23 protein-coding genes are annotated in these 24389 nt (G+C 66.5%); 13 read left to right on the top strand and 10 right to left on the bottom strand.

The features are described 5' to 3' along the window. Nucleotides 1-68 precede the first annotated feature (68 nt). Nucleotides 69-788, top strand: a complete 720-nt coding sequence (locus AC4AMJ_RS26970; protein WP_489898021.1) for a FadR/GntR family transcriptional regulator — start codon at nt 69-71, stop codon at nt 786-788. Between the two features lie 408 nt (nt 789-1196). Here AC4AMJ_RS26970 and AC4AMJ_RS26965 read toward each other — a convergent pair whose 3' ends face one another. Both AC4AMJ_RS26965 and AC4AMJ_RS26960 read right to left on the bottom strand, forming a co-directional pair. Further along, nucleotides 1197-2219: an aspartate-semialdehyde dehydrogenase gene (locus AC4AMJ_RS26965; protein WP_489898022.1), complete on the bottom strand. Its 1023-nt coding sequence runs from the start codon at nt 2217-2219 to the stop codon at nt 1197-1199. Between the two features lie 2 nt (nt 2220-2221). After that, nucleotides 2222-3487: an aspartate kinase gene (locus AC4AMJ_RS26960; RefSeq protein ID WP_489915997.1), complete on the bottom strand. Its 1266-nt coding sequence runs from the start codon at nt 3485-3487 to the stop codon at nt 2222-2224. Between the two features lie 269 nt (nt 3488-3756). On the opposite strand from AC4AMJ_RS26960, the gene AC4AMJ_RS26955 reads away from it, so the two are divergent. Then, entirely contained in the window at nt 3757-5025 is a 1269-nt protein-coding gene (locus tag AC4AMJ_RS26955) for a hypothetical protein (protein WP_489915995.1), read from the top strand. Between the two features lie 461 nt (nt 5026-5486). Here AC4AMJ_RS26955 and AC4AMJ_RS26950 read toward each other — a convergent pair whose 3' ends face one another. Continuing rightward, complete coding sequence (locus AC4AMJ_RS26950) at nt 5487-6188, bottom strand: TetR/AcrR family transcriptional regulator (RefSeq protein ID WP_489915993.1); 702 nt, start codon at nt 6186-6188, stop codon at nt 5487-5489. Between the two features lie 154 nt (nt 6189-6342). Here AC4AMJ_RS26950 and AC4AMJ_RS26945 point away from each other — a divergent pair, with 154 nt between their 5' ends. Together AC4AMJ_RS26945 and AC4AMJ_RS26940 are read left to right on the top strand one after the other, a co-directional pair. Further along, nucleotides 6343-7917: an MFS transporter gene (locus AC4AMJ_RS26945; protein ID WP_489898026.1), complete on the top strand. Its 1575-nt coding sequence runs from the start codon at nt 6343-6345 to the stop codon at nt 7915-7917. Nucleotides 7918-7933: 16 nt separating this feature from the next. After that, entirely contained in the window at nt 7934-8509 is a 576-nt protein-coding gene (locus tag AC4AMJ_RS26940; protein ID WP_489898027.1) for a nitroreductase family protein, read from the top strand. Nucleotides 8510-8569: 60 nt separating this feature from the next. On the opposite strand, the gene AC4AMJ_RS26935 is transcribed toward AC4AMJ_RS26940, so the two are convergent. Next, on the bottom strand, nt 8570-8995 hold the full coding sequence (locus AC4AMJ_RS26935; RefSeq protein WP_489898028.1) for a hemophore-related protein: 426 nt from the start codon (nt 8993-8995) through the stop codon (nt 8570-8572). 377 nt (nt 8996-9372) lie between these two features. Between AC4AMJ_RS26935 and leuA the strand changes: the two genes are divergently transcribed. Further along, nucleotides 9373-11226, top strand: a complete 1854-nt coding sequence (gene leuA, locus AC4AMJ_RS26930) for a 2-isopropylmalate synthase (protein ID WP_489915991.1) — start codon at nt 9373-9375, stop codon at nt 11224-11226. 169 nt (nt 11227-11395) lie between these two features. Here leuA and AC4AMJ_RS26925 read toward each other — a convergent pair whose 3' ends face one another. Continuing rightward, nucleotides 11396-12844, bottom strand: a complete 1449-nt coding sequence (locus AC4AMJ_RS26925) for a hypothetical protein (protein WP_489915989.1) — start codon at nt 12842-12844, stop codon at nt 11396-11398. A gap of 190 nt (nt 12845-13034) precedes the next feature. On the opposite strand from AC4AMJ_RS26925, the gene AC4AMJ_RS26920 reads away from it, so the two are divergent. Continuing rightward, entirely contained in the window at nt 13035-13196 is a 162-nt protein-coding gene (locus tag AC4AMJ_RS26920; RefSeq protein ID WP_489915987.1) for a hypothetical protein, read from the top strand. Between the two features lie 36 nt (nt 13197-13232). Here AC4AMJ_RS26920 and AC4AMJ_RS26915 read toward each other — a convergent pair whose 3' ends face one another. Continuing rightward, a complete protein-coding gene (locus AC4AMJ_RS26915) occupies nt 13233-14507 on the bottom strand; it encodes a cytochrome P450 (RefSeq protein WP_489898032.1) in 1275 nt (424 codons plus the stop codon). Between the two features lie 95 nt (nt 14508-14602). On the opposite strand from AC4AMJ_RS26915, the gene AC4AMJ_RS26910 reads away from it, so the two are divergent. The 4 genes from AC4AMJ_RS26910 (at nt 14603) to AC4AMJ_RS26895 (ending at nt 17146) form a co-directional block, all read left to right on the top strand. Next, nucleotides 14603-14749: a DUF1059 domain-containing protein gene (locus AC4AMJ_RS26910; RefSeq protein ID WP_489898033.1), complete on the top strand. Its 147-nt coding sequence runs from the start codon at nt 14603-14605 to the stop codon at nt 14747-14749. 107 nt (nt 14750-14856) lie between these two features. Continuing rightward, nucleotides 14857-15048, top strand: coding sequence for a ferredoxin (locus AC4AMJ_RS26905; RefSeq protein WP_489915985.1), 192 nt, complete (start codon nt 14857-14859; stop codon nt 15046-15048). A gap of 264 nt (nt 15049-15312) precedes the next feature. Further along, nucleotides 15313-16116, top strand: coding sequence for a TetR/AcrR family transcriptional regulator (locus AC4AMJ_RS26900; protein ID WP_489915983.1), 804 nt, complete (start codon nt 15313-15315; stop codon nt 16114-16116). Between the two features lie 556 nt (nt 16117-16672). After that, nucleotides 16673-17146, top strand: a complete 474-nt coding sequence (locus AC4AMJ_RS26895; protein WP_489915981.1) for an SRPBCC family protein — start codon at nt 16673-16675, stop codon at nt 17144-17146. Nucleotides 17147-17167: 21 nt separating this feature from the next. On the opposite strand, the gene AC4AMJ_RS26890 is transcribed toward AC4AMJ_RS26895, so the two are convergent. After that, nucleotides 17168-18049, bottom strand: a complete 882-nt coding sequence (locus AC4AMJ_RS26890) for an oxygenase MpaB family protein (protein ID WP_489915979.1) — start codon at nt 18047-18049, stop codon at nt 17168-17170. 81 nt (nt 18050-18130) lie between these two features. On the opposite strand from AC4AMJ_RS26890, the gene AC4AMJ_RS26885 reads away from it, so the two are divergent. Further along, nucleotides 18131-18712, top strand: a complete 582-nt coding sequence (locus tag AC4AMJ_RS26885) for a TetR/AcrR family transcriptional regulator (RefSeq protein WP_489915977.1) — start codon at nt 18131-18133, stop codon at nt 18710-18712. Nucleotides 18713-18740: 28 nt separating this feature from the next. Here the strand turns inward: AC4AMJ_RS26885 and AC4AMJ_RS26880 are convergent, their stop codons facing one another. After that, nucleotides 18741-19508, bottom strand: a complete 768-nt coding sequence (locus tag AC4AMJ_RS26880) for an acetoin reductase (RefSeq protein WP_489915975.1) — start codon at nt 19506-19508, stop codon at nt 18741-18743. Next, the gene (locus AC4AMJ_RS26875) at nt 19505-20560 is read right to left on the bottom strand and encodes a 2,3-butanediol dehydrogenase (RefSeq protein WP_489915973.1); all 1056 of its coding nucleotides are present in this window, start codon (nt 20558-20560) and stop codon (nt 19505-19507) included. Before AC4AMJ_RS26875 ends, AC4AMJ_RS26880 begins: the two co-directional genes overlap by 4 nt. Before the next feature lie 202 nt (nt 20561-20762). Here AC4AMJ_RS26875 and AC4AMJ_RS26870 point away from each other — a divergent pair, with 202 nt between their 5' ends. Further along, on the top strand, nt 20763-21890 hold the full coding sequence (locus tag AC4AMJ_RS26870) for a hypothetical protein (RefSeq protein ID WP_489915971.1): 1128 nt from the start codon (nt 20763-20765) through the stop codon (nt 21888-21890). A gap of 132 nt (nt 21891-22022) precedes the next feature. Here the strand turns inward: AC4AMJ_RS26870 and AC4AMJ_RS26865 are convergent, their stop codons facing one another. After that, the gene (locus tag AC4AMJ_RS26865; RefSeq protein ID WP_489915969.1) at nt 22023-22916 is read right to left on the bottom strand and encodes a LysR family transcriptional regulator; all 894 of its coding nucleotides are present in this window, start codon (nt 22914-22916) and stop codon (nt 22023-22025) included. A gap of 98 nt (nt 22917-23014) precedes the next feature. Between AC4AMJ_RS26865 and AC4AMJ_RS26860 the strand changes: the two genes are divergently transcribed. Next, on the top strand, nt 23015-24034 hold the full coding sequence (locus tag AC4AMJ_RS26860) for an LLM class flavin-dependent oxidoreductase (protein WP_489915967.1): 1020 nt from the start codon (nt 23015-23017) through the stop codon (nt 24032-24034). Nucleotides 24035-24389 lie beyond the last annotated feature (355 nt).

Below are 24389 nucleotides of genomic sequence, written 5' to 3'. Positions count from 1 at the left end.
TTTGCAAGTCGCAAGCTTGACAAGTACTTCTATTCACACGGATCGATGCGAAATGAGAAGATGATTGCGTGAGTCAGGACACATCGGGCGCGGGCAAGCGCCATGACCAGGTGCTCGCGACCATCGGTCGCCGAATCGTCTCGGGCGAGCAGGCCGCCGACAGCGTCATCACGCTCGACGGCATCTGCACCGAGCACGGAGTCTCGCGGACCGTGGCACGCGAGGTGATCCGAGTTCTGGAATCGATGGGACTCGTGGCCTCACGCCGTCGGGTGGGCATCACCATTCAGCCCCGTACGAAGTGGAGCGTGTTCGACCCGCAGTTGATCCGGTGGCGCCTGGACGGAGCGGACCGCACCGACTTCCTGCTCACACTGTCGGAGCTACGGCGCGGATTCGAGCCGGTGGCAGCCGCATTGGCCGCGGAACGCGCGGACGAACATCAGTGTCGCGTTCTGGCGGCGGCGGTCTCGGACATGTCGGTGCACGGGCGAAGCGTCGACCTCGAGGCATATCTGGAGGCCGACAAGGTTTTTCACCGCACGCTACTCGAGGCGAGCGGCAACGAGATGTTTCGCGCGCTCGCCGATGTCGTCTACGAGGTACTCGCAGGCCGAACACACCACGGCATGATGCCCGACCAGCCGAACCCGGAAGCCATTGCGCTGCATGATGATGTCGCGCGCGCCATACGTCTGGGCGATCCCGTCGCCGCCGAGTCGGCGATGCGGGCGATCATCACCGAGGCGGCAGCCGCCGTGTCCGACGACCCGCCGGCCGATACCTGAGAAGTCCGGAGCGCTAGCGAAAGACGTACCCACCCGGTCCCTGAGGCTGAGGAGGTCCGGAGCGCCAGCGAAAGACGTACCCACCGGCCCCTGAGACTGAGAAGTCCGGAGCGCCAGCGGAAGACGTCACCACCCCGATCCCTGAGGAGGTCCGGAGCGCCAGCGAAGGGCCGTCACCACCCCGATCCCTGAGGAGGTCCGGAGCGCCAGCGAAGGGCCGTCACCACCCCGATCCCTGAGGAGGTCCGGAGCGCTAGCGAAGGGCCGTCACCATCCCGATCCCTGAGGAGGTCCGGAGCGCTAGCGAAGGGCCGTCACGAAGGGCCGGGTGTGAAGCAGGCCCAGAGGCACCGTTCGGTCAGTGACCGGGTGGTGACACTCGAAAGCGTCACCACCCGAGCCGCAAGATCAGACCAACAACTCGGCAATCTGAATCGTGTTGAGCGCGGCACCCTTTCGCAGGTTGTCACCCGAGATGAACAGAGCGAGACCGCGACCGTCGGGGACGCCCGGGTCCTGGCGGATGCGACCGACGAGTGAGTTGTCGCCGCCCGCCGCCGCCAACGGGGTGGGCACGTCGGCGAGTTCGACTCCGGCCGCGCCGGCCAGGATCTCCTGCGCCTGCTGCACCGACAGTGGCTTGGCGAACTCGGCGTTGATCGACAGCGAGTGTCCGGTGAACACCGGCACGCGCACGCACGTTCCACTCACCAGCAGCTCGGGCAGGCCGAGGATCTTGCGGGATTCGTTACGCAGCTTCTGATCCTCGTCGGTCTCGCCGGAGCCGTCATCGACCAGCGCGCCGGCCATCGGCAACACGTTGAACGCGATCGGCGCGACGTACTTGTTCGGGGGCGGGAAGTTCACCGCGGAGCCGTCGTAGACGAGCTTCTCGGCGTCGTCGATCCCGGCACGCACCTCGGTGGCCAGCTCTTCCACGCCGGCCAGACCGCTACCGGAGACCGCCTGGTAGCTGGACACGATCAGTCGCTGCAGCCCGGCCGCGTCGTGCAGCGGCTTCAGCACCGGCATCGCGGCCATGGTGGTGCAGTTCGGGTTGGCGATGATGCCCTTGGGAGGGTTCTTGGCGAGTTCGCCGTTCACCTCGGAGACCACCAGCGGGACGTCGGGGTCCTTGCGCCACGCTGACGAGTTGTCGATGACGGTCACGCCGGCGGCGGCGAACCGCGGCGCCTGCTCCTTGGACATCGTGCCGCCCGCCGAGAACAGGGCGATGTCCAGACCCGAGGGGTCCGCCGTCGCGGCGTCCTCGACAACGATCTCGCCGTCGCCCCACGGCAGCTTCTTGCCCGCCGACCGCGAGGATGCGAAGAACCGCACCTCGTCCGCCGGGAATTTACGTTCGGCCAACAGCGTGCGCATGACGCCACCGACCTGACCGGTCGCGCCGACCACTCCGATACTCACCATGTCTATCGCCCCGTTCCGGCGTAGACGACGGCTTCCTCGTCGCCGCCCAGGTCGAAAGCCTGGTGCAGCGCGCGAACCGCGTCGTCGAGTTCGGTGTCGCGGCACAGCACCGAGATCCGGATCTCCGAGGTGGAGATCAACTCGATGTTGATGCCGGCGTTGCTCAGCGCCTCACAGAAGGTGGCGGTGACGCCTGGATGGCTTTTCATGCCGGCGCCCACCAGCGACACCTTGCCGATGTGATCGTCATAGAGCAGATCGGTGAAGCCGATCTCCTCCTGGAGCTTCTTGAGCTTCTCCATGCCGATCGGGCCGACCTCGCGCGGCAGGGTGAAGGTGATGTCGGTCTTGCCGGTCTCCACCTTGGAGATGTTCTGCAGGACCATGTCGATGTTGATCTCGGCGTCGGCCACCGCGCGGAAGACCTTGGCCGCGTAACCGGGCTTGTCCTCGAGCCCGACCACGGTGATCTTGGCTTCGCTGCGGTCATGCGCAACGCCGGTGAGAATTGCTTCTTCCACGGGAATGTCCTCCATCGAGCCGGCCACCAGTGTGCCGGGTTTGGTCGAGTACGACGAGCGCACATGAACAGGGACGTTGTAGCGGCGCGCATATTCCACACAGCGCAGCATCAGTACCTTCGCTCCGCACGCGGCCAGTTCGAGCATCTCCTCGAAGGAGACGGTTTGCAGACGCTTGGCGTCGGGGACGATGCGCGGGTCGGCGGAGTAGACGCCGTCGACATCGGTGTAGATCTCGCAGACGTCGGCCTTCAGCGCCGCTGCGAGAGCGACCGCCGTCGTATCCGATCCGCCGCGACCGAGCGTCGTGATGTCTTTCGTATCCTGCGAGACGCCTTGGAAGCCGGCGACGAGCACGATTTTGCCCTCGTCAAGGGCACTGCGAACTCGTCCGGGCGTGACGTCGATGATCTTGGCCTTGCCATGGCTGCTCGTCGTGATCACACCGGCCTGCGAGCCGGTGAACGACTGTGCCTGGGCACCGAGCGAACTGATCGCCATCGCCACGAGGGCGTTGGAGATGCGCTCACCCGAGGTGAGCAGCATGTCCATCTCGCGGGGCGGCGGGGTCGGGTTGACCTGTTGGGCCAGATCGAGAAGTTCGTCGGTGGTGTCGCCCATTGCGGAGACGACCACGACGACGTCATTGCCCTGCTTCTTGGTCTTGACGATGCGCTCGGCAACTCGGCGTATCCGTTCGGCCGTTGCGACCGAGGAGCCGCCGTACTTCTGCACAACGAGTGCCACGTCGACCACCTTTCGGGGTTGATTGGTGTGCATCGCCCCAGTTCACACGCTCGACGCTGAGCGTCGGGGGCGACCTCAGCGGCCATTACCTTACCGGCGACGACGTGCATGCCCGAATTCGCGGGAGGCGCCGTCGTGATGTCGGCCACTTTTCGGGCCGGGGTGGCAAGGGGTCGCCGACACGAACGCCTCGCCAGATCGTGATCGACGACCGACCTGTCGGCGGGTGTGGTGGTGGCAACGCCCCGGCGCGTCCTACCATCGCTCAGGTGGCCACCGGAACCGATGTCGGCGCGTCCGCACGCGATGGCCGCGTGCCGCGACGCGGTGCCACAGCACCGGCGCCGAAGGCTTCGGCGGGCACCACGTCCCTGTCCGGCCTGATGGCCCGCCCGCAGGTGCGCGCCTGGCTCGAGCCCGTCCTCCTCTTCCTCGCTCTCCGCGGCATCGGCATCCTGGTGCTCGCGCGGTTCGCCCAGCTGCGCGAGACCACGCTCGGCGATGCCCTGTGGCTCTGGGACGGCAAGTGGATGGTCGCGATCGCCGAGTACGGGTACGCCGACGTCCCGTTCACGCAGACCGACGCCCGGGGCCTGCACACCCCGGACACGGCATACGCCTTCTTTCCCGGCTATCCGCTGCTCGTCGGCGCGGTCGCCAAGCTTCCGCTGATCACCCCGTACGGCGCGGCGATCACGGTCAACGTCGTCCTCGGGTGTGTGGCAGCGGCCGGGGCGGCGCGACTCGGCGGCCTGTGTGCCCGCGTGATGGCCGAGCGCTCCCCCATCGGTCCCGCCGATCCGCGCCGGACCGGCCTGTTCCTGGTCGCCCTGTTCGCCGCGACCCCGATGTCGATCGTGCTCAACATGGCCTACACCGAGGCGTTGTTCTGCGCCCTGGCCGTGTGGGCGCTGATCGGCATCCTCGAACGGCGGTGGCTCCTGGCCGGCATGTGCGCGCTGCTCGCCGGGGCGAGCCGACCGACGGCGGTGGTATTGATCGCCGTCGTCATGCTGGCGGCGCTGATCGCCCGGCGCGACGGGTGGCGGGCGTGGACGGCGGTGGCGATCAGCCCGCTCGGCTACCTGGGTTATCTGGCGGTGGTGTGGGCCCACACCGGCTCACCCACCGGATGGTTCCGGATACAGACGGAAGGGTGGGGCACGGAGTTCGACTGGGGCCGGGCCACGTTCACCTTCGTCAACGACACGCTCGTACATTCGGGTGAGGTGGCCCCCGTCGTGACCGCATGGATCGTCCTGTCCACCCTCGCCATGCTGGCCCTGGCGGTGTGGTCCCGGATGCCGTGGCCGGTGCTGCTCTACGGGGTGCTCGTCGTCGCCCAGATCGTGTTGTCCAGCGGACTGATGATGAGTCGCGCACGGCTGCTGCTGCCCGCCTTCGTCCTACTCATCCCGGTCGCGGTGGTGCTGGCCCGATGGCGGTTGTCGGCGGCGATCGCCGCGATGGTGCCGGTCGTTGTGGGCAGCGCCTGGTTCGGCGCGCACATGCTCACGGTGTATCCGCACGCGATGTGATCAGGCTGGTCGAGTAGGCGCCCCACCCCCTCCGCTGGTCGAGTAGCAGCCCCCCTCCGCTGGTCGAGTAGCGGACCCCCTCCGCTGGTCGAGTAGGCGACACCCCACGCCGGTCGAGCAGGCGGCCCACCCCCTCCGCTGGTCGAGTAGGCGACGAGCGGCAGCGAGGAGCCGTATCGAGACCCCGGCGACCCGCACAGTGATCTCGATGCGGCCTCGGCTAGCGCCTCGCCCTACTCGATCAGCGACGGGTGGATGCCCGACCCGACCAGCGGACGGGTGGATGCCCGACCCGACCAGCGGACTGGTGGATGCCCGACCCGACCAGCGGAGGGGTGGGTGCCCTACTCGATCAGCGAAGAGTGGGTGCCCGACCCGACCAGCGGAGGGGTGGGTGCCCGACCCGACCAGCGCAGGATGGCTGCCCGACCCGACCAGCCGAGGGTAGGTGCCCGACCCGATCAGCGGAGCTGGGCGGCGGCAAAACCTGCACACAGCGACGCGATGCCGTCGTCGAGCCGGGCGCGTGGATCGAGCAGTCGACGGGCCGCCGACTGCCCGGCCAGGCCGGACAGGTGCGGTGCCAGCTCCTTGCTCCGTCCCGCGATCAGTTCGGCGAGACCGTCGGGCCCCTCCGAGGGCTTCTCCGCGCGCAGGAGGTCGTCGCTGACGGCGACGAGGGCGACCCCGTGCACGTAGCTCCACACGGTCAGCGCCATCCCGGTCGCTTCCACCAGGTCGACATCCAGATCGAGGAATCCGGCCGCGAACCAGTCCAGGCAGCGCAGGGACTCGTCACCGAAGCTGTGCCGAGGCGACGAGTAGGCGAGCACCACCCAGGGATGGCGACGGTAGAGCTCCCAGTCGATGTCGACGACGACGCGCACCCTCTCACGCCAGTTCCAGGGCCCGGGCTCGTCGACCGGGTAGGGGAAGCGGCGGCCGATCTCCTCCGACATCTCCTGCAGCAGCGCATCCTTGTCGTCGACGTGCCGGTACAGCGACATGGCTCCGACGCCCAGTTCGTCGGCGATGCGCCGCATCGACAATGCACCGATGCCGTCCTTGTCGGCGACGTCGATGGCGGCATCGACGATGGCCTCGATGGTCAGCTTCGCGCCGGCAGTGCCCTTCTCGGCAGTGCCCCTGTCGGCAGGCGCCACCCCGCCCCCTCTCTCGAAACCAGACGACGCCACCCGTGACATCTGACCTGCGGGAATAATTCTGTTGCGTACAGCGTACCCATTCTCGTACCGTCAATGCGTACGGCGTACGCGAGGGAAGGCCTCGTGGCGTCGTGAGAGCAAGGAGTTCGTCATGTCCGTCGTCATCCCGTCGTCCGATCGGCACCGGCATTCCCCCGGCGCCGACCGACGCATGTGGTGGGGACTGGCCGTGCTGACCCTCCCCGTCCTCCTGGTGTCGATGGACTTCTCGGTCCTCTACCTGGCCACCCCGGCCATCACCGACGCCCTCGATCCCAGCGCCGCACAGCAGCTGTGGATCCTCGACATCTACGGCTTTCTGATCGCGGGCCTGCTCATCACGATGGGCAACGTCGGCGACCGCGTCGGACGTCGACGCATCCTGCTCGCCGGCGCCGGTTTGTTCGGCGCCGCCTCGGTGATCGCGGCCTTCGCGCCCACTGCCGCGATCCTCATCGCCGCCCGTGCACTGATGGGTGTCGGCGGTGCCACCCTGATGCCGTCGAGCCTCTCGCTGATCGCCAACATGTTCCCCGACGCCCGCGACCGCGCGAAGGCGATCGGGGTCTGGACGGCCGCGTTCGCCGGCGGCAGCGCGATCGGGCCGGTGGTCGGCGGCATCCTGCTGCACCACTTCTGGTGGGGTGTGGTGTTCCTGATCAACGTGCCGGTGCTGGCCGTGCTGTTCGTCGCCGCGCCCCGACTCGTTCCGGAATACCGGGCGCCGAGCGCCGCGCGGTTCGACTTCGTCGGTGTCGCGTTGTCGTTGCTGGGCATCCTGCCGGTCGTGTACGCGATCAAGACGATGGCCGCCGACGGCGTGACCGGATCGGTGGCGCTGATCGGCCTGTTCGGCGTGGCCATGCTTGCCGCGTTCCTCGCTCACCAGCGGCGCGCCGCGGCTCCGCTGCTCGACCTCGCCCTGTTCCGCAACCCGCAGTTCAGTGCTGCCGTCGCCGTGGCCCTCGTCGGCATGATGGCACTCGGCGGTATGTCGTACCTGACCGGCGTCTACCTGCAGTCGGTTCGCGGGTTCGACGTCCTGACGGCTGCGCTCGCGGGGCTGCCGATGGCGGTCGCGGTGGCGGCCTTCTCCGTCGGGGCGTCGCGGGTGGTCGCCGCCGTCGGTCTGCGCGCCGCGTTCGTGGGGTCGGTGCTGCTCGCCGCGGTTGGCAACCTCGGTCTGTTCTGGCTCACCATGTCGAGTCCGCTGTGGATCTACCTCGTGTGCACCGCGATCGCCGGCATCGGTTATGGCGTCCAGTTCAGCCTGGTCTCCGACGTCGTCGTCGGGTCGGTGCCCGTCGAGAGGTCGGGCGCCGCATCGGGGATCTCGGAGACGAGTTTCGAACTCGGTACCGCCTTGGGCCTCGCCCTGCTGGGATCGCTGGCCACGCTGGTGTTCCGGGAGAACTCCGACGGCTGGAGCTTCGGCGACACGCTCGGTGAGACGCTGCATCGCGCACTCGACATGGGCAACGGTGGAACCGAACTGGCCGACGCCGCCCGAGTCGCCTTCGTCGACGGCATGCATGCCGCGTCGTTGGCGAGCGTCATCACCCTCGGGGTACTCGCCGTCGTGTTGACCGTGGTCATGCGCACACGGCCTACGTCAGCATCGATGAGTCGGTCGGAATCGATGAGCGACGCGGCCGTGCAGGACCTGGAGGCGACCCCGCACCAGTGAAGCTAGGGTCGGTCTGGTGCATGAACTGATCGAAGGACGCTGGAGCGCACGGGGCTACGACCCCGACGCGACCATCTCCGTCGCGGAGCTCACCTCGATCCTCGAGGCCGGACGCTGGGCGCCGACGTGGGGACGGATGCAGCCGGTGCGGTTCATCGTCGGGCGGCGGGGCGACACGACGTTCACCTCGCTCACCCACATCCTCACCCGCGGCAACGCCGGGTGGGCACCGGCGGCAGCCGCCCTCGTGCTGGTGTGCACGACGTCCGAACCCGACGATGAGAAGGCCCGCACCTATGCCGCGGTCGACACGGGGCTCGCCGTGTCGCAGATGATCCTGCAGGCGGCGGCGCTCGGGTTCAACGGGCATCCGATGGCCGGCTTCGACCCCGACAAGGCCCGAGCGGAGTTCGACATCCCCGGCGACCGGCGACCGTTGGTGCTGCTCGGGGTCGGCAAGCTCGCCGACCCCGAGACGGTGCCCGCCGAGATCCGCGAACGAGATGAGCGCCCACGCACCCGGCTACCCCTCGACGAGGTCGCATTCAGCGAAACGTGGGGACACCCGTTCGCCGACCATCCGGAACGCTAGTGCCGACTCGGGGCAGCACCCGTCATCCAGATGCTGCCCCGAGTCGAATTCCCCGATGGATCAATACTTCTCGCACGTCTTCATGGCGGTGCGCAGCGCCTTGTGGTCCTTCTTCATCTCGCGTGGTGTGACCCCGTGGTCCCGCAGGAAACGCATCATCGCCGACTCGGTCGGATGCGACTTCTTCCATTCGGCGCGCTTCGCGTGCCGCTGCTGAGGGGTCATCATGATCATCGACTCGAAATGCTTCTTCACCCTCGGATGGGTGTCGATGCGCTTCCAGAGGGCCGGGTCCTCCTTCGCCAGGGCTCGCTCCACCTGTGCGACGGAGCATTTCGTACCCGGTACGAACGATGAATGCGGCGCCGGATGCATGGGCGCTGCCGGGGCTGCGGTGGCGACGCCACCGACGGCGATGGCCGACGCCATTCCGGCACCGGCGACGCTGGTGACGACGATGCGTCTGAGACGACTGGAGTGGTCCATTGGAATGATTCCTTTCTGACCGTCCGGTGGCCAGGCGCCGCCGGGCATCGGTGAAACTATCGACGCCAGATGTGCTGCGGCTGAGAGTTCGCTGAGCAAAGGGCACCGTGTTTCCCCAGTTCAGCGCCGTTTTGCCGGGATTGTCCCCGATGTCTGCAGCCGTCGGGCCCCACCCGCTGGACCACCGGCTCCGGCTGTCCCCGGCGACGGCTAACACCGACATTTGATCCTCGCCAGCGCTGGGGAGTACAGTCCATGCCATGCAGCGCGCGCTCCTTCTCGGTTGCCGCGGCGGGGTCTGATTCGACCGGCCCTCCGTCGCGGGGCTTCTTCACGCGCCGGTCATCTTCCCTTCGATTCACGGAGATTGACCACAAATGGCAGCAGCAGATTCATTCACCTCGGGTACCAGCCGGATCGTCGAGCCGGCCGGACCCATTCCCACCGATCAACCGGTCTGGAACACCCAGCGCGGCTCCGCGATGCCGGTACACCGCTACCGGCAGTTCGCCGACGAGGTCGAGCGGGTATCGGTACCCGACCGCACCTGGCCGGACCAGACCATCACCACCGCACCGCAGTGGTGCGCGGTCGACCTGCGTGACGGCAACCAGGCACTGATCGATCCGATGAGCCCGGCGCGCAAGCGACGGATGTTCGAACTCCTTGTCCGGATGGGCTACAAGGAGATCGAGGTCGGCTTCCCGTCCGCCAGCCAGACCGACTACGACTTCGTCCGAGAGATCATCGAGGACGGCGCGATTCCCGACGACGTCACCATCCAGGTCCTCACGCAATGCCGCGAGGAACTGATCGAGCGCACCTTCGACGCCTGCCGCGGCGCCAACAAGGTGATCGTCCACTTCTACAACTCGACGTCGGTCCTGCAGCGCCGCGTCGTGTTCCGTGCCGACAAGGCGGCGATCACCAAGATCGCGACCGATGCCGCACACAAGGTCCTCCAGGAACAGCAGAAGTACCCGGACACCCAATGGCGCTACGAGTACTCGCCGGAGTCCTACACCGGCACCGAGCTCAGCTACGCCAAGGACGTCTGCGACGCGGTCACCGAGATCATCGCTCCCACACCGGAGAGTCCGATGATCATCAACCTGCCGGCCACCGTCGAGATGGCCACCCCCAACGTCTATGCCGACTCGATCGAGTGGATGCACCGCAACCTGGCGCGTCGCGAGTCCATCATCCTGAGCCTGCACCCGCACAACGACCGCGGGACCGCCGTCGCCGCAGCCGAACTCGGCTATCAGGCCGGTGCGGACCGCATCGAGGGATGTCTGTTCGGCAACGGTGAACGTACCGGCAACGTCTGTCTGGTCACCCTGGGCATGAACCTGTTCAGCCGGGGCGTCGACCCGCAGATCAGCTTCTCCGACATCGACGAGATCCGTCGCACCGTCGAATACTGCAACCAGCTCAACGTCCCCGAGCGCCACCCCTACGGCGGCGATCTGGTCTACACCGCGTTCTCCGGCAGTCACCAGGACGCCATCAACAAGGGCCTCGACCAGATGAAGGTCGATGCCGACGACGCCGATCAGGACATGGACGACATCCTCTGGCAGGTGCCGTATCTGCCCATCGATCCGAAGGACGTGGGCCGCAACTACGAAGCGGTCATCCGCGTGAACAGCCAGTCCGGCAAGGGCGGTGTCGCCTACATCATGAAGGCCGACCACGGCATGAACCTGCCGCGGCGTCTGCAGATCGAGTTCAGCCGGGAGATCCAGAAGATCACCGACGGCGAGGGCGGCGAGGTCAACCCGAAGGAGATGTGGGACGTCTTCGCCGACGAGTATCTCAACCCGATCCGGCCGCTGGAACGCATGCGCCAGAAGGTGGATGCCGCCGAGGTCGACGGAGGCGAGGACAACATCACCGCGGTCGTGAAGGTCGACGGTGTCGAGCGCGAGATCTCGGGCGCCGGCAACGGGCCTCTCGCCGCGTTCGTCGACGCCCTGTCCACCGTCGGATTCGACGTCCGCGTGCTCGACTACAGCGAGCACGCGCTCACCTCCGGCGGAGACGCCAGCGCGGCGGCCTACGTCGAAACCGAGGTGAACGGCGAGACCGTGTGGGGTGTCGGCGTCGCGTCGTCCATCACCACGGCGAGCCTGCGGGCTGTGGTTTCCGCGGTCAACCGCGCATACCGCGTCGCCGCACCGACCGACTCCGAGGACGCCGGGACCGCACCGCGCACCTGGGCTCCGTAGGAGTCACCCCCATCGCGTGCCGGATCCGTTCGGCGCCGACCTGATCCAGCGTGGCCGCGGGCCACGCGACAGACCCACGATGACCCCGGTGACCCCGGGCCGTCGTGTCCAGGCATGGGCCGGGACCCATTTCCAGCGGGCGATCCTCGCTGTGGGTCCCGGCCCATTCCTATGTGTCAGACCTCGCCTCGCCGGCCGATGACGGCGCGTCGGGCAACGGCTCGGTGTCGGTCTCGTCGACGTCCGGTCCGGCGTCGCCGGTCAGTTCCGGGTCCGCGGCGACCGTCTCGCTCCCGTCGACCTCCCGCTTGCCGGGCCGCATGGCCACCTCGAGGACGACCAGCACCAGGCAGGCGATCAGCACGGTCCAGATGACCACCATGCCCGTCGGGTAGGACCAGAACATCAGGATCAGGGCAGCGATCGCGACGACCGCGATGCGCACCGGGATACGCGCCTGCCACAGGATGCGCTCGAAAGTGTTGGGCGCGCGTTGGGCCCGGCGCGCGTCCAGGGCGCCGACACCGCGGGTGAATCCGCGACGCACCGCGGTCGCCGAGCGCGACCCGCCCGCAAAGAACGCGACGATCGCCACCACCAACGCCAGGATCGCGACCGCTCGCAACGCGAGACGGAGCGGTTCGACGACGGTGTCGAAGATGGCGCGGGCCGCGTCCGGTGCGAGGACGTCGGGCGGGACCTGATTCAGGTAGATCGCCCGTCCGATCAAGAGGGCCAACGCCAGCAACAGCATGCTCAGCACGATGGCGATGGCCACCGTCGCGGTCATACGCAGACGACGACCACCGCCGACGAGCGCGATGGCACCGACCGCAGCCGCCAAGGCCAGCCACGGCAGGGCGGTGGCGATCTTGTCCAGGGCATTCACCCACCGCTGCGCCTTGGCCAGTTCGGGCGACTGGAACACGACGAACTTCTTGTCGACCGCCGGGATGTTGTCGGCGAAGTTCAACCCGCGCGCGACGAGGCGTGTCTTGACCTGGGCGATGATCGGCTTCAGGTCGATGCTGATGGTTCCGGTCTGATCGATCTCGACCGCACCGTGTTGCGTATCGCCGGTCACTGCGGCGACGACACCTTTGTGCGCCGCGCGGTTGGCGGTCACCCACAGATCGCGGAAGGCGGCGGACTGCACGAATTCCGTCACCGTCTGCTGGATGAACGACTTCGCCTGACCGGCGATGACCGGCGCCAATCCGACCACCGCGTTGTCGAGGCGGGGGCGCTGGGCAGGGGTGAGATCGACGAGCTGTTGCAGCGCCTCGCGGGTCATGCCCTCGATGTCGACCCGGGAGTTGATCTGTGCGGTGACCGTGTCGACCACCTGATTCTGGACTGCCGGATCGGAGGCGAGGGGTGCCACGGTCGAGACGTAATGGTCGGTGTCCAGGAGCTCGCTCCGCACGAAGCGCGTGGTGACCGACAACAGTGCGAGCAACGCGCACAGGAACACGAGCACGCCTGCCCCGATGCGGCGACCCAGCCTGCGGTCGCGCGACTTCTTCGGCTGCACGGCGACCATCGCCCGTAGCCTCTCGAGCTCTGCGCGTTCCTCAGCGTCGAGCGGACGGACATCGTCGGGGGTGGCGTCGGTCACGTCAGGCCTCCTGGTCGAGCGCGATCGCACCGACCCGATGAAGCTCGAGGTCGTCACGAACCGGCGTGCTCACGGTATCTCGGTGCGCTCAGAATAGCGGCCGATCACACCGACGAGACCGATGTGAGACTCAGTACCTTTGCGGTTCTGCATGTGACAGCGCGGATTCGTGATCGCACAATGGGATGACATGGATACCTTGGATATGACCCTGGCTTTGACCCTACTGGCCGTTCTCACGTTCTCGACGATCGGGATCGGCATGGTGATCGGGATGGTGGCGCGCGCAGACGCACACCGCGTGCCGGTTCCGGCCGATGATCGTCGACCGGAGATCGACACGCTCCACTGAAGGTCCGCCCTCATCGCGACGACGCGTCGGCTCCGCTCACCGTCGCTGTATGGACATCTTCTTGATGCCGTGCACGAAGTCGCTGCGCACGTATTCCGGGTCGCCGAGCTGCACCGCGGGCAGGCGAGTCAGCAGTTCGGAGAAGAGATGCCTGAGTTCCATCGTCGCCAATTGCTTGCCCAGGCAGAAGTGCGGACCGCCGCCGCCGAACCCGACGTGCGGATTGGGATAACGCCCGAGGTCGAATCGATGGGGGTCGTCGAAGACCTGACCATCGAAATTGCCTGAGCTGTAGAACAGGACCAGCTTCTCCCCCGCTGCGATCGGCGTGCCGGCCACCTCGGTGTCGACCACCGCGTGTCGCGCGAAGCTGATCACCGGTGTCGACCACCGGATGAACTCGTCGATCGCCCCGGACATCCGCGACTCGAGATCCTCGAGCAGCCACTCGGTTTGATCCGGATTGTCCATCAACGCCTTGAATGCATGCGACGTCGTCTGTTTGGTGGTGTCGTTGCCCGCCGAGGCGAGCAACACCATGAACGCGCCGATCTCCTCATCGGTGAGGCGATGACCGTCGACCTCGGCATTGACGATGTTGGTCATCAGATCGTCGTGCGCTTCGACCCGACGTTTCCTGGCCAGTTCCACACCCGCCCCGGTCAAGACCCCGAGCTGGGTCATCAAGAAGACCGCCTGTTCCTCCAGCGCGCCCCCGTAGTCGTCGTCACTGGCGCTGAACACGCTTTCCGCCGCGAACGCCACCGCTTCGTGCTCGTCCGGCGGCAATCCGATCATCTCGGAGATCGTCAGCATGGGCAGCTTCTTCGACACGACGTCGGTGAAATCGACCGGCGCACCCGCTTCGAGCTCCGCGAGCAAGCCGTCGACGATCCGTGTGGCGTTCGCCGCGATCTGCGCCTCGATCCGGCGCACCTGCTTGGGGGTGAACGCCATCGAGATGAGCCGCCGATAACGGGTGTGCTCGGGCGGATCCATGGTCAGGAAGAAGGTCATGCTGCGCTGGATCTCGGCCGGCATCGGGTCCATGCTGATCCCGTTGCTCGAACAGAAGATCTCCGGGTGCTGGCTGACGTGGCGGATGTCCTCGTGTCGGGTCACCGCCCAGTAGCCGGTCTCATCATGCGGGAACATCGCCTCGGAAGGCCGGTGCCAGGTCAACCCGTCCGCGGCGCGGAGGTGGGCAAACGTCTCGTCGCGGCGACGAAAGTCTCTCTCCCAGAATGACGGAGCAGAGATGTCGAGCGGATGAAACGCGTGGGCGGAGGCCACGTCACCGACCTTGGACATGGGGTACCTCCAGAAGGTTCCAGAACATGTCGATGTGCTTACCGTAATCTATCCAGTATTGTCAATGGCGGCATCCGTCGGCATAGTCTGTACTCATGAAGACACGACTGACCTGCCCGTGCGGCGAAGCGATCAGGGGCACCGACGAGGACGACCTGGTGGAGAAGGTGAAGAAGCACCTCGCCGAGAACCATCCCGACCACGACTACAGCCGCGACGAGATCCTGTTCATGGCCTACTGACGTCCGCTCGACCTCGACTGCATTGACGCAACTCCGCACGCGCCTCTACCGTTGCACATACAGTAAGTGCGATTGGCCGACTCGGCCATGACGGAAGGGGGTCCTCGGTGCGGATCACTGTCGACACCGACAGATGTGTCGGACACGGCCTGTGCGAGGCGACCGATCCCGACGTCTTCGAGGTGAACGACGACGGCTTTGTCGACATCGACGAGACGGCCGCCGCGGGCGCGGCGGAATCGGTTCTGCGCGAGGCCGCGAGCAACTGCCCGTCCGCCGCGCTGCTGCTCGAATCCTGACCCCCGACATCTGGCGCGCCGTGTCGGATGTCGTCACCCCGGCAGGGGATCCCGTATGCGATACAGTGGCCGCCATACGGTCCTGAGCCCGCGCGGCCCAACGACCATGGTTGCTGAGCCGCAAGGCCCAGTAGCCACACGGTTGCTGAGCTGCGCGGCCCAGCGACCACGGTTGCTGAGCTGCGCGGCCCAGCGACCACACACGGTCCCTGAGGTGCGAGGCGCCAGCCGAGCCACGAAGGGCAGGTCAGGAGGTGGGTCGAGGTGGCACGCAAGGAGAACGCCCCGAAGCGCGAGCGCCGGGAACGCGGATCGATCGATCCCGAGGACATCATCAACGGTGCCTTCGAGCTGTCCGAAGAGGTCGGGGTGGACAACCTCAGCATGCCGTTGCTCGGCAAGCATCTCGGTGTCGGCGTGACGAGTATCTACTGGTACTTCCGCAAGAAGGACGACCTGCTCAACGCGATGACCGATCGCGCCATCGAGCGCTACAAGCTCACCGCGGCGATGCGGCCGACGGACGGCGACTGGCGCGATCGCCTCTACGCGCACGCGCACGCTATGCACGATGTGTTCCGCAGCAACCCGATCCTGTGTGACCTCATCCTGATCCGCTCCTCGCTCGGCCCGAAGAACGCTCAACTGGGCGCCAAGGAGATCGAGCGAATCGTCGAGGACCTCATGAGCGAGGGTCTGTCCCTCGAGGATGCCTACGACAGTTATTCGGCGGTCCAGCTACACGTCCGCGGCGCCGTCGTCCTCGCAAGGCTGTACGAGAAGAACAAGGCCGAAGACGCAGCAGCACAGGCCTACTACGAGAGTCTGGTCATCACGCCGGATCAGACGCCGATGCTGGCGGAGGCCGCCGCCAAGGGACGGGTCGGCGGCGCCCCCGACGACCAGAACTTCGAGTACGGCCTGAACTGCATCCTCGACCACACGGCCCGTCTCATCGAGGAACAGAAGAGCGGCGCGAAGACACCCGCGAAGCGGGCCCGCGCCGGCAAGGCCCCGGCCAAGAAGGCGCCCGCGCGCAGCCGGGCCACCTCGAAGGCGGGTAGCTGACCCTCCGGGCCGACGAGCGCTCCCCGATGAGGTCCGGGTCCGGCTGACACCCCGGCCCTCGACGAGGTCCAAAGCCGCGCTGCCCCCCAGCCCCCGAAGAGGTCCGGAGCCGCGCCAAAACCCCCGACCCCCGAATGAGGTCCCGCGCCGCGCCAAAATCCCCGGCCCTCCGGTCCCTGAGGAGGTCCGGAGCGCTAGCGGAGGACCGTCACGAAGGACCCTTCGTGACGCTCGCAAGCTCGCTCCTCAGGGACCGGGGGACGCTCGCAAGCTCGCTCCTCAGGGACCGGAGGGGCGCTCGCAAGCTCGCTCCTCAGGGACCGAGAAGCCACCGCTCGCAAGCTCGCTCCTCAGGGACCGAAAAGTCGCCGCCCGCACGCCCACTCCCCCACAGACCGAAGGATTGACGCTCGCACGCTGGAGGAAGAGCGGCCAGTCAATGCTGGTCGAGTAGTCGGCGAGCGGCAGCGAGTCGACGTATCGAGACCCGGCGGGCCGGGCACCCGTGCCATGCCCCGGCAAACGCGATACGGTCGGGCGGGGATTGGAAACGGGGGTGCCGCAGCGTGGCGCCGGCGATTCGAAGGAGGCCGCCGTGGGGGTGGTGCGACACAGTGCTGTGGTCAATTGTCGACGCGAAGATGCGTTTGCCTATGTGAATGACCATCGGACAGTGCCCGAGTGGATGTTCGGGGTCAGCAAGTTCGATCCGGTCACCGAGACCACCTACGGGCCGGGTGCGGCCTTCGCGGTGGCCATGACGCTCGGTCCGAAGTCATTGACGTCGACCGTCGAGGTCACCGAGTTCACCGAGAACGAACTGGTGCGCCTGCAGGCGGTCAAGGGCTTCAACGCCGGTACCGTGTGGAGTTTCGCCGACGCCGAGGACGGCACCGAGGTGAGCGTCGAGTTCACCTACACACTGCCCGGTGGCATCGCCGGCCGCGCATTCGGAGCCGTGATCGAACCTGTTGTCGGGCAGGCCATCCGGCACACCGAGTCCAAACTTCGGAGTCAGCTGGAAGGGTAGCGGCCAACCCGCGTCAGGCCCTCAACCCGCCTGCGCGACTCCCCGCCGATCAGTGTGCACCGGACAGCCCGGCGCGAACGTACCCATCTTCTCGACGTCGAACCCGTTGGGGTATGAGCGGATTCGCGGCATGTTCTGCACCAGGGCCGGTTTGCGGCGTGCCGGGAAGTACGCGAGCATCCGGGCCCGGACTTTGAGCGCCCCTTCGGACACGGTGCGCATGACCCGGCCCGGGTCGTCGTAGCGGAACGCCGTGAGCAACTTGTCGTCCATCAGCGCACGGCTGAAGATCTCGACCCCGCGCTTGGCGATGCGTGGGTAGAACGACGTGAGCAGTTCCAACGTCACATCGGCCACTCGGCGGGCGCCGGGATCGAAGGCGAAGTTGTCGGACTCGTAGGTGTCCATCAAGGTCTCGAACTCTTCATACGTCTCCGGGATGTCCTTGATGGCCATGTGCCGGCCCAGATCCTGGTAGTAGCGGACCATGGCGAGATGCTCGTCGTCGGTCAGCGGGCGCCATCCGTAGTCGGCGAGCCAGCGGGTCGGCACCACCACGAATGTCGACAGCACATACCGGAAATCGTCGTTGGAGATGTCGTACATCTTGTGCATCTGGTTGATCCGCCGGATCGCCGCCTTGCCCTGCGGACTCTCGAATCCCTCGATCAACGGGGTCTCCAGCAGGATCGCCGTGTCGTCGTAGCGCTTCTGGGTCTCGCGGGTGAATGCCCCGGTCTCGTCGAGGAGCCGGCCGATACTCGGCACCGCATAGGTCCGGAACAGCGCAAAACTCAGCGACTGGTTGATGTCCCAGGGGAACTCATAGGTCGACAGGTTCCGGTAGATCTCCATGTACTGGGTCTCCGGATCGAGCCCGACGTTGCGGTTCGGCTTGTGCACGGCAGTCTCCTCGGTGAGCGATGCCGTCAGCATAAGTCGAGTTATTGTCGATGTGCAAGAGGTCACAGATAAGCTGTGACAGTGACCTCGACGGAGAAGCGACGATCACGGGCCTCGCACACGGCCAAGGCCCGCTATCTGGATGCCGGCCTGCAAGTACTCGCCGAGCAGGGGCATGCCGGACTCAAACTGGCGGCGGTGTGCGAGGTCGTCGGCGCCACGACCGGTTCCTTCTATCACGCCTTCCCCAGCTGGGGTGATTACACGTCGGCGCTCATCCAACACTGGCGTGCGGAGCAGAGCGAGCGCCCGATCGAGCAGGCGAGCACGGTCGCCGACCCAACCGAGCGACTCGAGGTCCTCACCACGATCGCGCTGAGCCTCCCCCACGACTCGGAGGCGGCGATACGCGTGTGGGCCGAACACGACCCCGACGTACGCGCGGTCCAGATCGAGGCCGACGAGCAGCGTCGGCAGTTCATCGCCGACACCTACATGGAGGTACTCGGCGACCGCGCGCTCGCCGAGCGTTATGCGACCGCCGCCATGTATCTGCTCGTCGGGTACGAGAACGGCACCCATCGCTCCCGCGAGACGCTCGAGTGGGCGTTCCGGGTGTTCATCGCGCAGACGTTCCGCGACGCCGGCCACACCGGCGGCTGATGCAGCCGGTGTGGCGGCGAGGAGCCGATCAACGGAACACCAACCCGCCGTCGATCAGCACGGCCTGGCCGGTCATGTAATCGGAATCCGGGCCGGCCAGGTAGGAGACGAACGCGGCGACATCCTCTGGCGTCTGCGCACGACCCAAGGTGATGCCACCGACGAATTTGTCGTAGGTCTCCCCCTCGGCCGCACCGGTCAGTTCGGCAAAACGCTTGTCGATGGTCACCCACATGTCCGTGCCCACGACGCCCGGGCAATACGCGTTCACGGTGATGCCCTGCGCCGCGTATTCCTTCGCCGCAGCTTGCGTCAACGCGCGAACGGCGAACTTCGTCGCGCTGTAGACACCCAGCATCGCGAAGCCGTCGTGTCCGGCGATGGACGAGGCGTTGATGATCTTGCCCTTTGTCCCAGTCTCGATGAATTTCGCTGCCGCAGCTTGGATTCCCCACAGCACGCCGTCGACGTTCACGCCCCAGATCTGACGCACGTCGTCCGGTCGCACGTCGTCGATCGGAGCCACCTGCGCAATACCCGCGTTGTTGATCATGACATCGAAGGCACCGAGGGCCTCATGACAATGATCCACGGCCGCGAACACCTGGTCCCGATCTCTGACGTCTGCGACGAAAGTTGTGGCCTTCGTACCGATCTCGCGCACTTCCGCTGCGACCGACTCGATGTTCGTCTCGTTGATGTCGACGAGGGCGATGTCGTGTCCGTCGTTCGCCAATCGCAGCGCGATTCCACGGCCGATTCCCTGACCGCCTCCGGTGATGAGCGCGGCGCTCATGCGACCACCTCCGACGGGTCGACGAGAACCTTCATCTTCGCCCCGGCATGAAGCGCTTCGAATCCCTCGTCCACAACGGATTCCAGGCCGATCTTGTCCACCCACCCCGTGGTGTCGTACCGGCCGGCCGACATCAGGTCGATGACCGCTTCGTAATCCGCCGACGTATAGCACAGCGAGCCCTGGATGCGCGACTCGTTCATGACCAGCCGCTGAAGCGGTGTGGTCAGCGGCTTTTCATAGATGGCGACGCTGACCAGCTGTTTGCGCGCGCCGACGCACGCCAGAGCGGTCTCGACGGCAGGCTGCACACCTGCGGCGTCGAAAAGGGCGTCGGCGCCCCGGCCATCGGTGGCGTCCGCGATGAATTCCGGGACGTCGATCGAGGTCGGATCGAGCGTGGTGGCGCCCAGCGCCTCGATCGCGGCTCGCCGTGTCGGTGACGGCTCCACCACGTAGACGTTGTCGAGCCCCTTGCCGCGCAGCGCGAACCACAGTCCGATGCCGATGGGCCCGGCCCCGAAGACCATGGCCGTGTCCTCCGGCTGCGGCGCGCCCAGGGTGGCGGCGTGGAAGGCCACCGACATCGGTTCAACGAGCGCCCCGAGTTCGAGTGAGACGTTGTCCGGCAGCTGGTGGATCATGTTGGCCGGGACCACCGTGTACTCGGCCATACCGCCGTCGGACATCAGGCCATGGAAGCCGATCTGCTGACAGATGTTGTAGTTGCCGGCGCGACACGGTCCGCAGTGACCGCAGCGATACAGCGGCTCGACCGCCACCCGGTCGCCGACCTTCGCCTCGCTGACGCCGTCGCCGACGTCGGTGACGGTGCCCGAGAATTCGTGTCCCAGGACCAGCGGCAACTGCTGACCGGTCAGCGGGTGCGGCTCGGTGGGTATGAAGATCGGACCTGCGTAGTACTCATGCAGATCAGTCCCACAGATCCCGTTGAACCCGATCTTCACCTTCACCTCACCGGGGCCTGGTGTGGGTTCGGCTACATCGGCGATCTCCACCTTGTTTGCCCCGTAATACACAGCTGCACGCATCAGTTCTCACTCCCTTTGTCGTCGGCTCGTACCGATGCACTCATGCATATGTGATCCACCCCACAGTCCGACAGGGTTGCAGTGCGTTGCATGGCTTGCTCCTCGCCCGGAGCACGCCGCAACCCTCCGCAACCCTGCCGCCGCAGCTGTGATCCAGGCCATAGTGACAGCGCCCGTGCCCGACGACCGAGGAGACCACGACATGACCGCCACTGCAGGGATAGAAGAGACTGCGTTACAAGAGAACTCGCCGACCGCGTCGTCGAGTGGCCGCTGGTTCGGTTTCGGGATCGCCAATCTCGCGGTGGTCACGGCCCTCTCGGTCGGTACCTGGTTCCTGCTGGCCGACCCTACGACGAGCCCCTGGCATTTCTATCCACTCCCGTTCAACGCGGCACTGTTCTGGGCGATCCTCTTCGTCGTCTTCATCGGCTTCAACTGCGAGTTCGCCGGGTTCAGCCGGTTGCGTCAACCGCTGCGCGGTACGGCGATCCTGCTGTCCACCACGGTCTTTGCGATCGCCGTGACCTGGCTGCTCGGTAGCGGTCTCGGGTCGATCTATCCGGACTTCGCCGGTTCCCGCGCCGATGGTCTCGGCTACTTCGCAGGCGCGCTGTTCGTACTCTTCGGCTTCGCGACCTGGGTCATGGTGGTCCTCAACTGGCAGCACTGGCCGTGGACGGCATTGGGTATGAAACAGCCACTCGTCGGACTGTGCGAGATCGCATTCGTGGCGGTGCCGACCCTGGCGTTGTACTTCGTGTTCGGACTGCCGTCGGTGTCTCTCTCGGCTTCGCATTCGCTGATGACCGTCGACACGGTACTCGGATGGTTCTACTCGATCGTCGTCGCGGTGATCCTCACCGGACAGACGCTGGACAACTGGCCGTGGAAGCTGTTCGGTGGTGGCGGCCGCACCGCGCTGGCCGCCACCGTCGGGAACGTCATCCTCGGCACCGCGATCTACTTCGCGCTGGTGCCGCTCGCCAAGGTCCTCCTCGGCTCGGCCGCCACGGCAGAACTCGGCACCACCATCCACCAGTTCCCCGCACAGATCGGTGTGTGTTGGGCCTTTTGGATGATCTTCTGGGCCAACGGCTTCGGAAACAGATTCAGCCCCGTGACACGAACCCTGATCACGTTCGCACTCGCCGTGGTGACCTTCGTCTTCTACTACCACTTCGCGGCCGGCCACATCCTGCACGAACCCGAGGTCGCCGCGGGCGTCAACGGCAACGCTCTTGGATTCCTCGACTGGCTGGTCCTCTGGACCCTGTTCTATGTCGTCGGCTACGAGTCGATCGGGTTGCGGCGGTTGAGTCCGGCGTGAGGGGTACTGAGGAACGAGCTTGCGAGCGCCACCCGATCCCTGAGGAGCGAGCTTGCGAGCGTCACGAAGGGTCGGCCCTTCGTGACGCATCGCTCGTCCCTCGCGAGGCTCCTGGGGGACCGAACGGTGAACCTACCTGCCAGACGACCACACACTCCCAGCCGCCTCCGTCAGGTGCTCGACGACACGGGACACCGACTGCCGCGGCGACGGCCGGGTCAGCGCTTCGTACACTCGCGCCGCACGAACCCCTTTGAGCGTCAACGGTTTCACACCCGGATGTCGTACCGCGAAGCGCGGGATCAGTGCGATCCCGTGATTCGCGGCCACGATCGACTGGATCGTGCCGAAGTCCAGCATCCGTTGCGTGACGCGTGGTGCGACGCCGGTGATCGCCGAGATCGACAACAGCACATCATCGACCGGAAAGCCGCCTTCGACACTGATCCAGTCGCAGTCGGCCAGGTCGCCGACCTCGATCCCGTCGCGATCGGCGAACTCGGAATGCACGGCCACCACGACATCAACCGGTTCACGCATCAGTTCGGTCACCGTGACCCGCGGCTCCCGGACGGGCGCCGTTCGCTCATCACGATGGGTCACGACGATGGCGAAATCGGCCAGCGCGGGAGCAGCGTCGGGATAACCGACGTCGAGTTCGGATGCGTGCACATCGATACCCGACTCCGCGGCCCGGTCCAGCACTCCGGGCAGCAGGAGCGCCGCCCCGGACGGAAACATGGCCAACCGTACCGAGGCCTTGCCCGACCGGTATCCGTCCATCTCCTCCTGCGCGCGGTCGACCGCGGCGATCACCTCGTCGGCCCGCAGCACCAACGCCCGACCCGCATCGGTCAACCGGATCCGCCGGCCGTCCTGCGCCAGCAACTCGACACCCGCCTCCTTGGCCAGCACCTTCAGTTGCTGCGACACCGCCGAGGGCGTCATGTGCATGGCATCGGCCACCGCGCCGATCGACCCGCGATCGGCGAACTCCCGCAGCAGCCGCAGCCGCTTCACATCCATGCGCCCAAAGCTACTGCGCCCCGGCCGGCCGGTACCGCGCTGTTCGTCATCGAGCAGAGCCCGGGAATCAAACGGACCGGAGTACCATTTAACAGATCATGAAGAACATCGGCTTTCTTTCCTTCGGACACTGGTCGGACTCGCCGGGGTCGCAGGTGCGGTCCGGGTCGGACGCATTGCTGCAGTCCGTCGACCTCGCCGTCGCGGCGGAAGAACTCGGCGCCGACGGTGCCTACTTCCGGGTGCACCATTTCGCTCGCCAGCTCGCGTCGCCATTCCCGCTGCTGTCGGCGATCGGCGCCAAGACCGACCGCATCGAGATCGGCACGGGTGTCATCGACATGCGCTACGAGAACCCGCTGTACATGGCCGAGGACGCGGGTGCCGCAGACCTCATCTCCGGCGGGCGCCTGCAACTGGGCATCAGCCGGGGGTCCCCCGAACAGGTCATCGAGGGCTACAAATACTTCGGCTATGTACCACCGGAGGGCTCGACCGACGCCGACATGGCACGTCAGCACACCGACGTGTTCCTCAAGGTCATCACGGGAGGTGGCTTCGCACAACCGAATCCCCGGCCGATGTTCCCGAACCCGCCCGGCCCACTGCCCATCGAGCCGCAGTCCCCCGGCCTGCGTGACCGCATCTGGTGGGGCGCGGGTACCCGCGCAACCGCCGAGTGGACCGCAGGGCAGGGCATGAACCTGATGAGCTCGACGCTGCTGACCGAGGACACCGGTGTGCCCTTCCACCAGTTGCAGGCCGAGCAGATCGAGCGGTTCCGCAAGGCCTGGACCGACGCCGGGCACACCCGCGAACCCCGGGTGTCGGTCAGCCGCAGCATCTTCGCGATCACCGATGATCGCGATCGCGCGTACTTCGGCCGTGGTGGCAGCGAACAGGACCAGGTCGGCGTCATCGACAATGCCGTCGCACGGTTCGGGCGCAGTTACGCCGACGAGCCGGACAAGCTGATCGAGCAACTCCGCGAGGACGAGGCGATCGCCGCGGCCGACACGCTCCTGCTGACCGTGCCGAACCAGCTCGGCGTCGACTACAACGCCCACGTGATCGAGTCGATCCTCACCCATGTGGCGCCGGAGCTGGGCTGGCGCTGACGGCGCAGGCTGGTTGCTCAGCTATCTGAGCTGCAGAACCCCGGACCAGCCGGCGAGCGTTACCACCCGGACCAGGAGGAGACCCGAAGCGCGGCTCGCGGGCGTCACCACGTCCCCGAGGATGCGTCCCACCCGCTCCCTGAGGAGCCTCCGAGCTTGCGAGGATGCGTCACGAAGGGCGCCCCTTCGTGACGGTCCTCCGCTAGCGCACCGCTAGCGCTCCGGACCTCCTCAGGGAGCGGGGCTTGGGTCCTTCGCTCCGGACCTCCTCCGCTCAGGGAGCGGGGCTTGGGTTCTTCGCTCCGGACCTCCTCAGGGAGCGGAGTTGAGTCCTCCGCTAGCTCGCTCGACAGCG

Source organism: Gordonia sp. LMA484, assembly GCF_058129505.1.
This window is presented reverse-complemented; position numbering and strand designations above follow the sequence as displayed.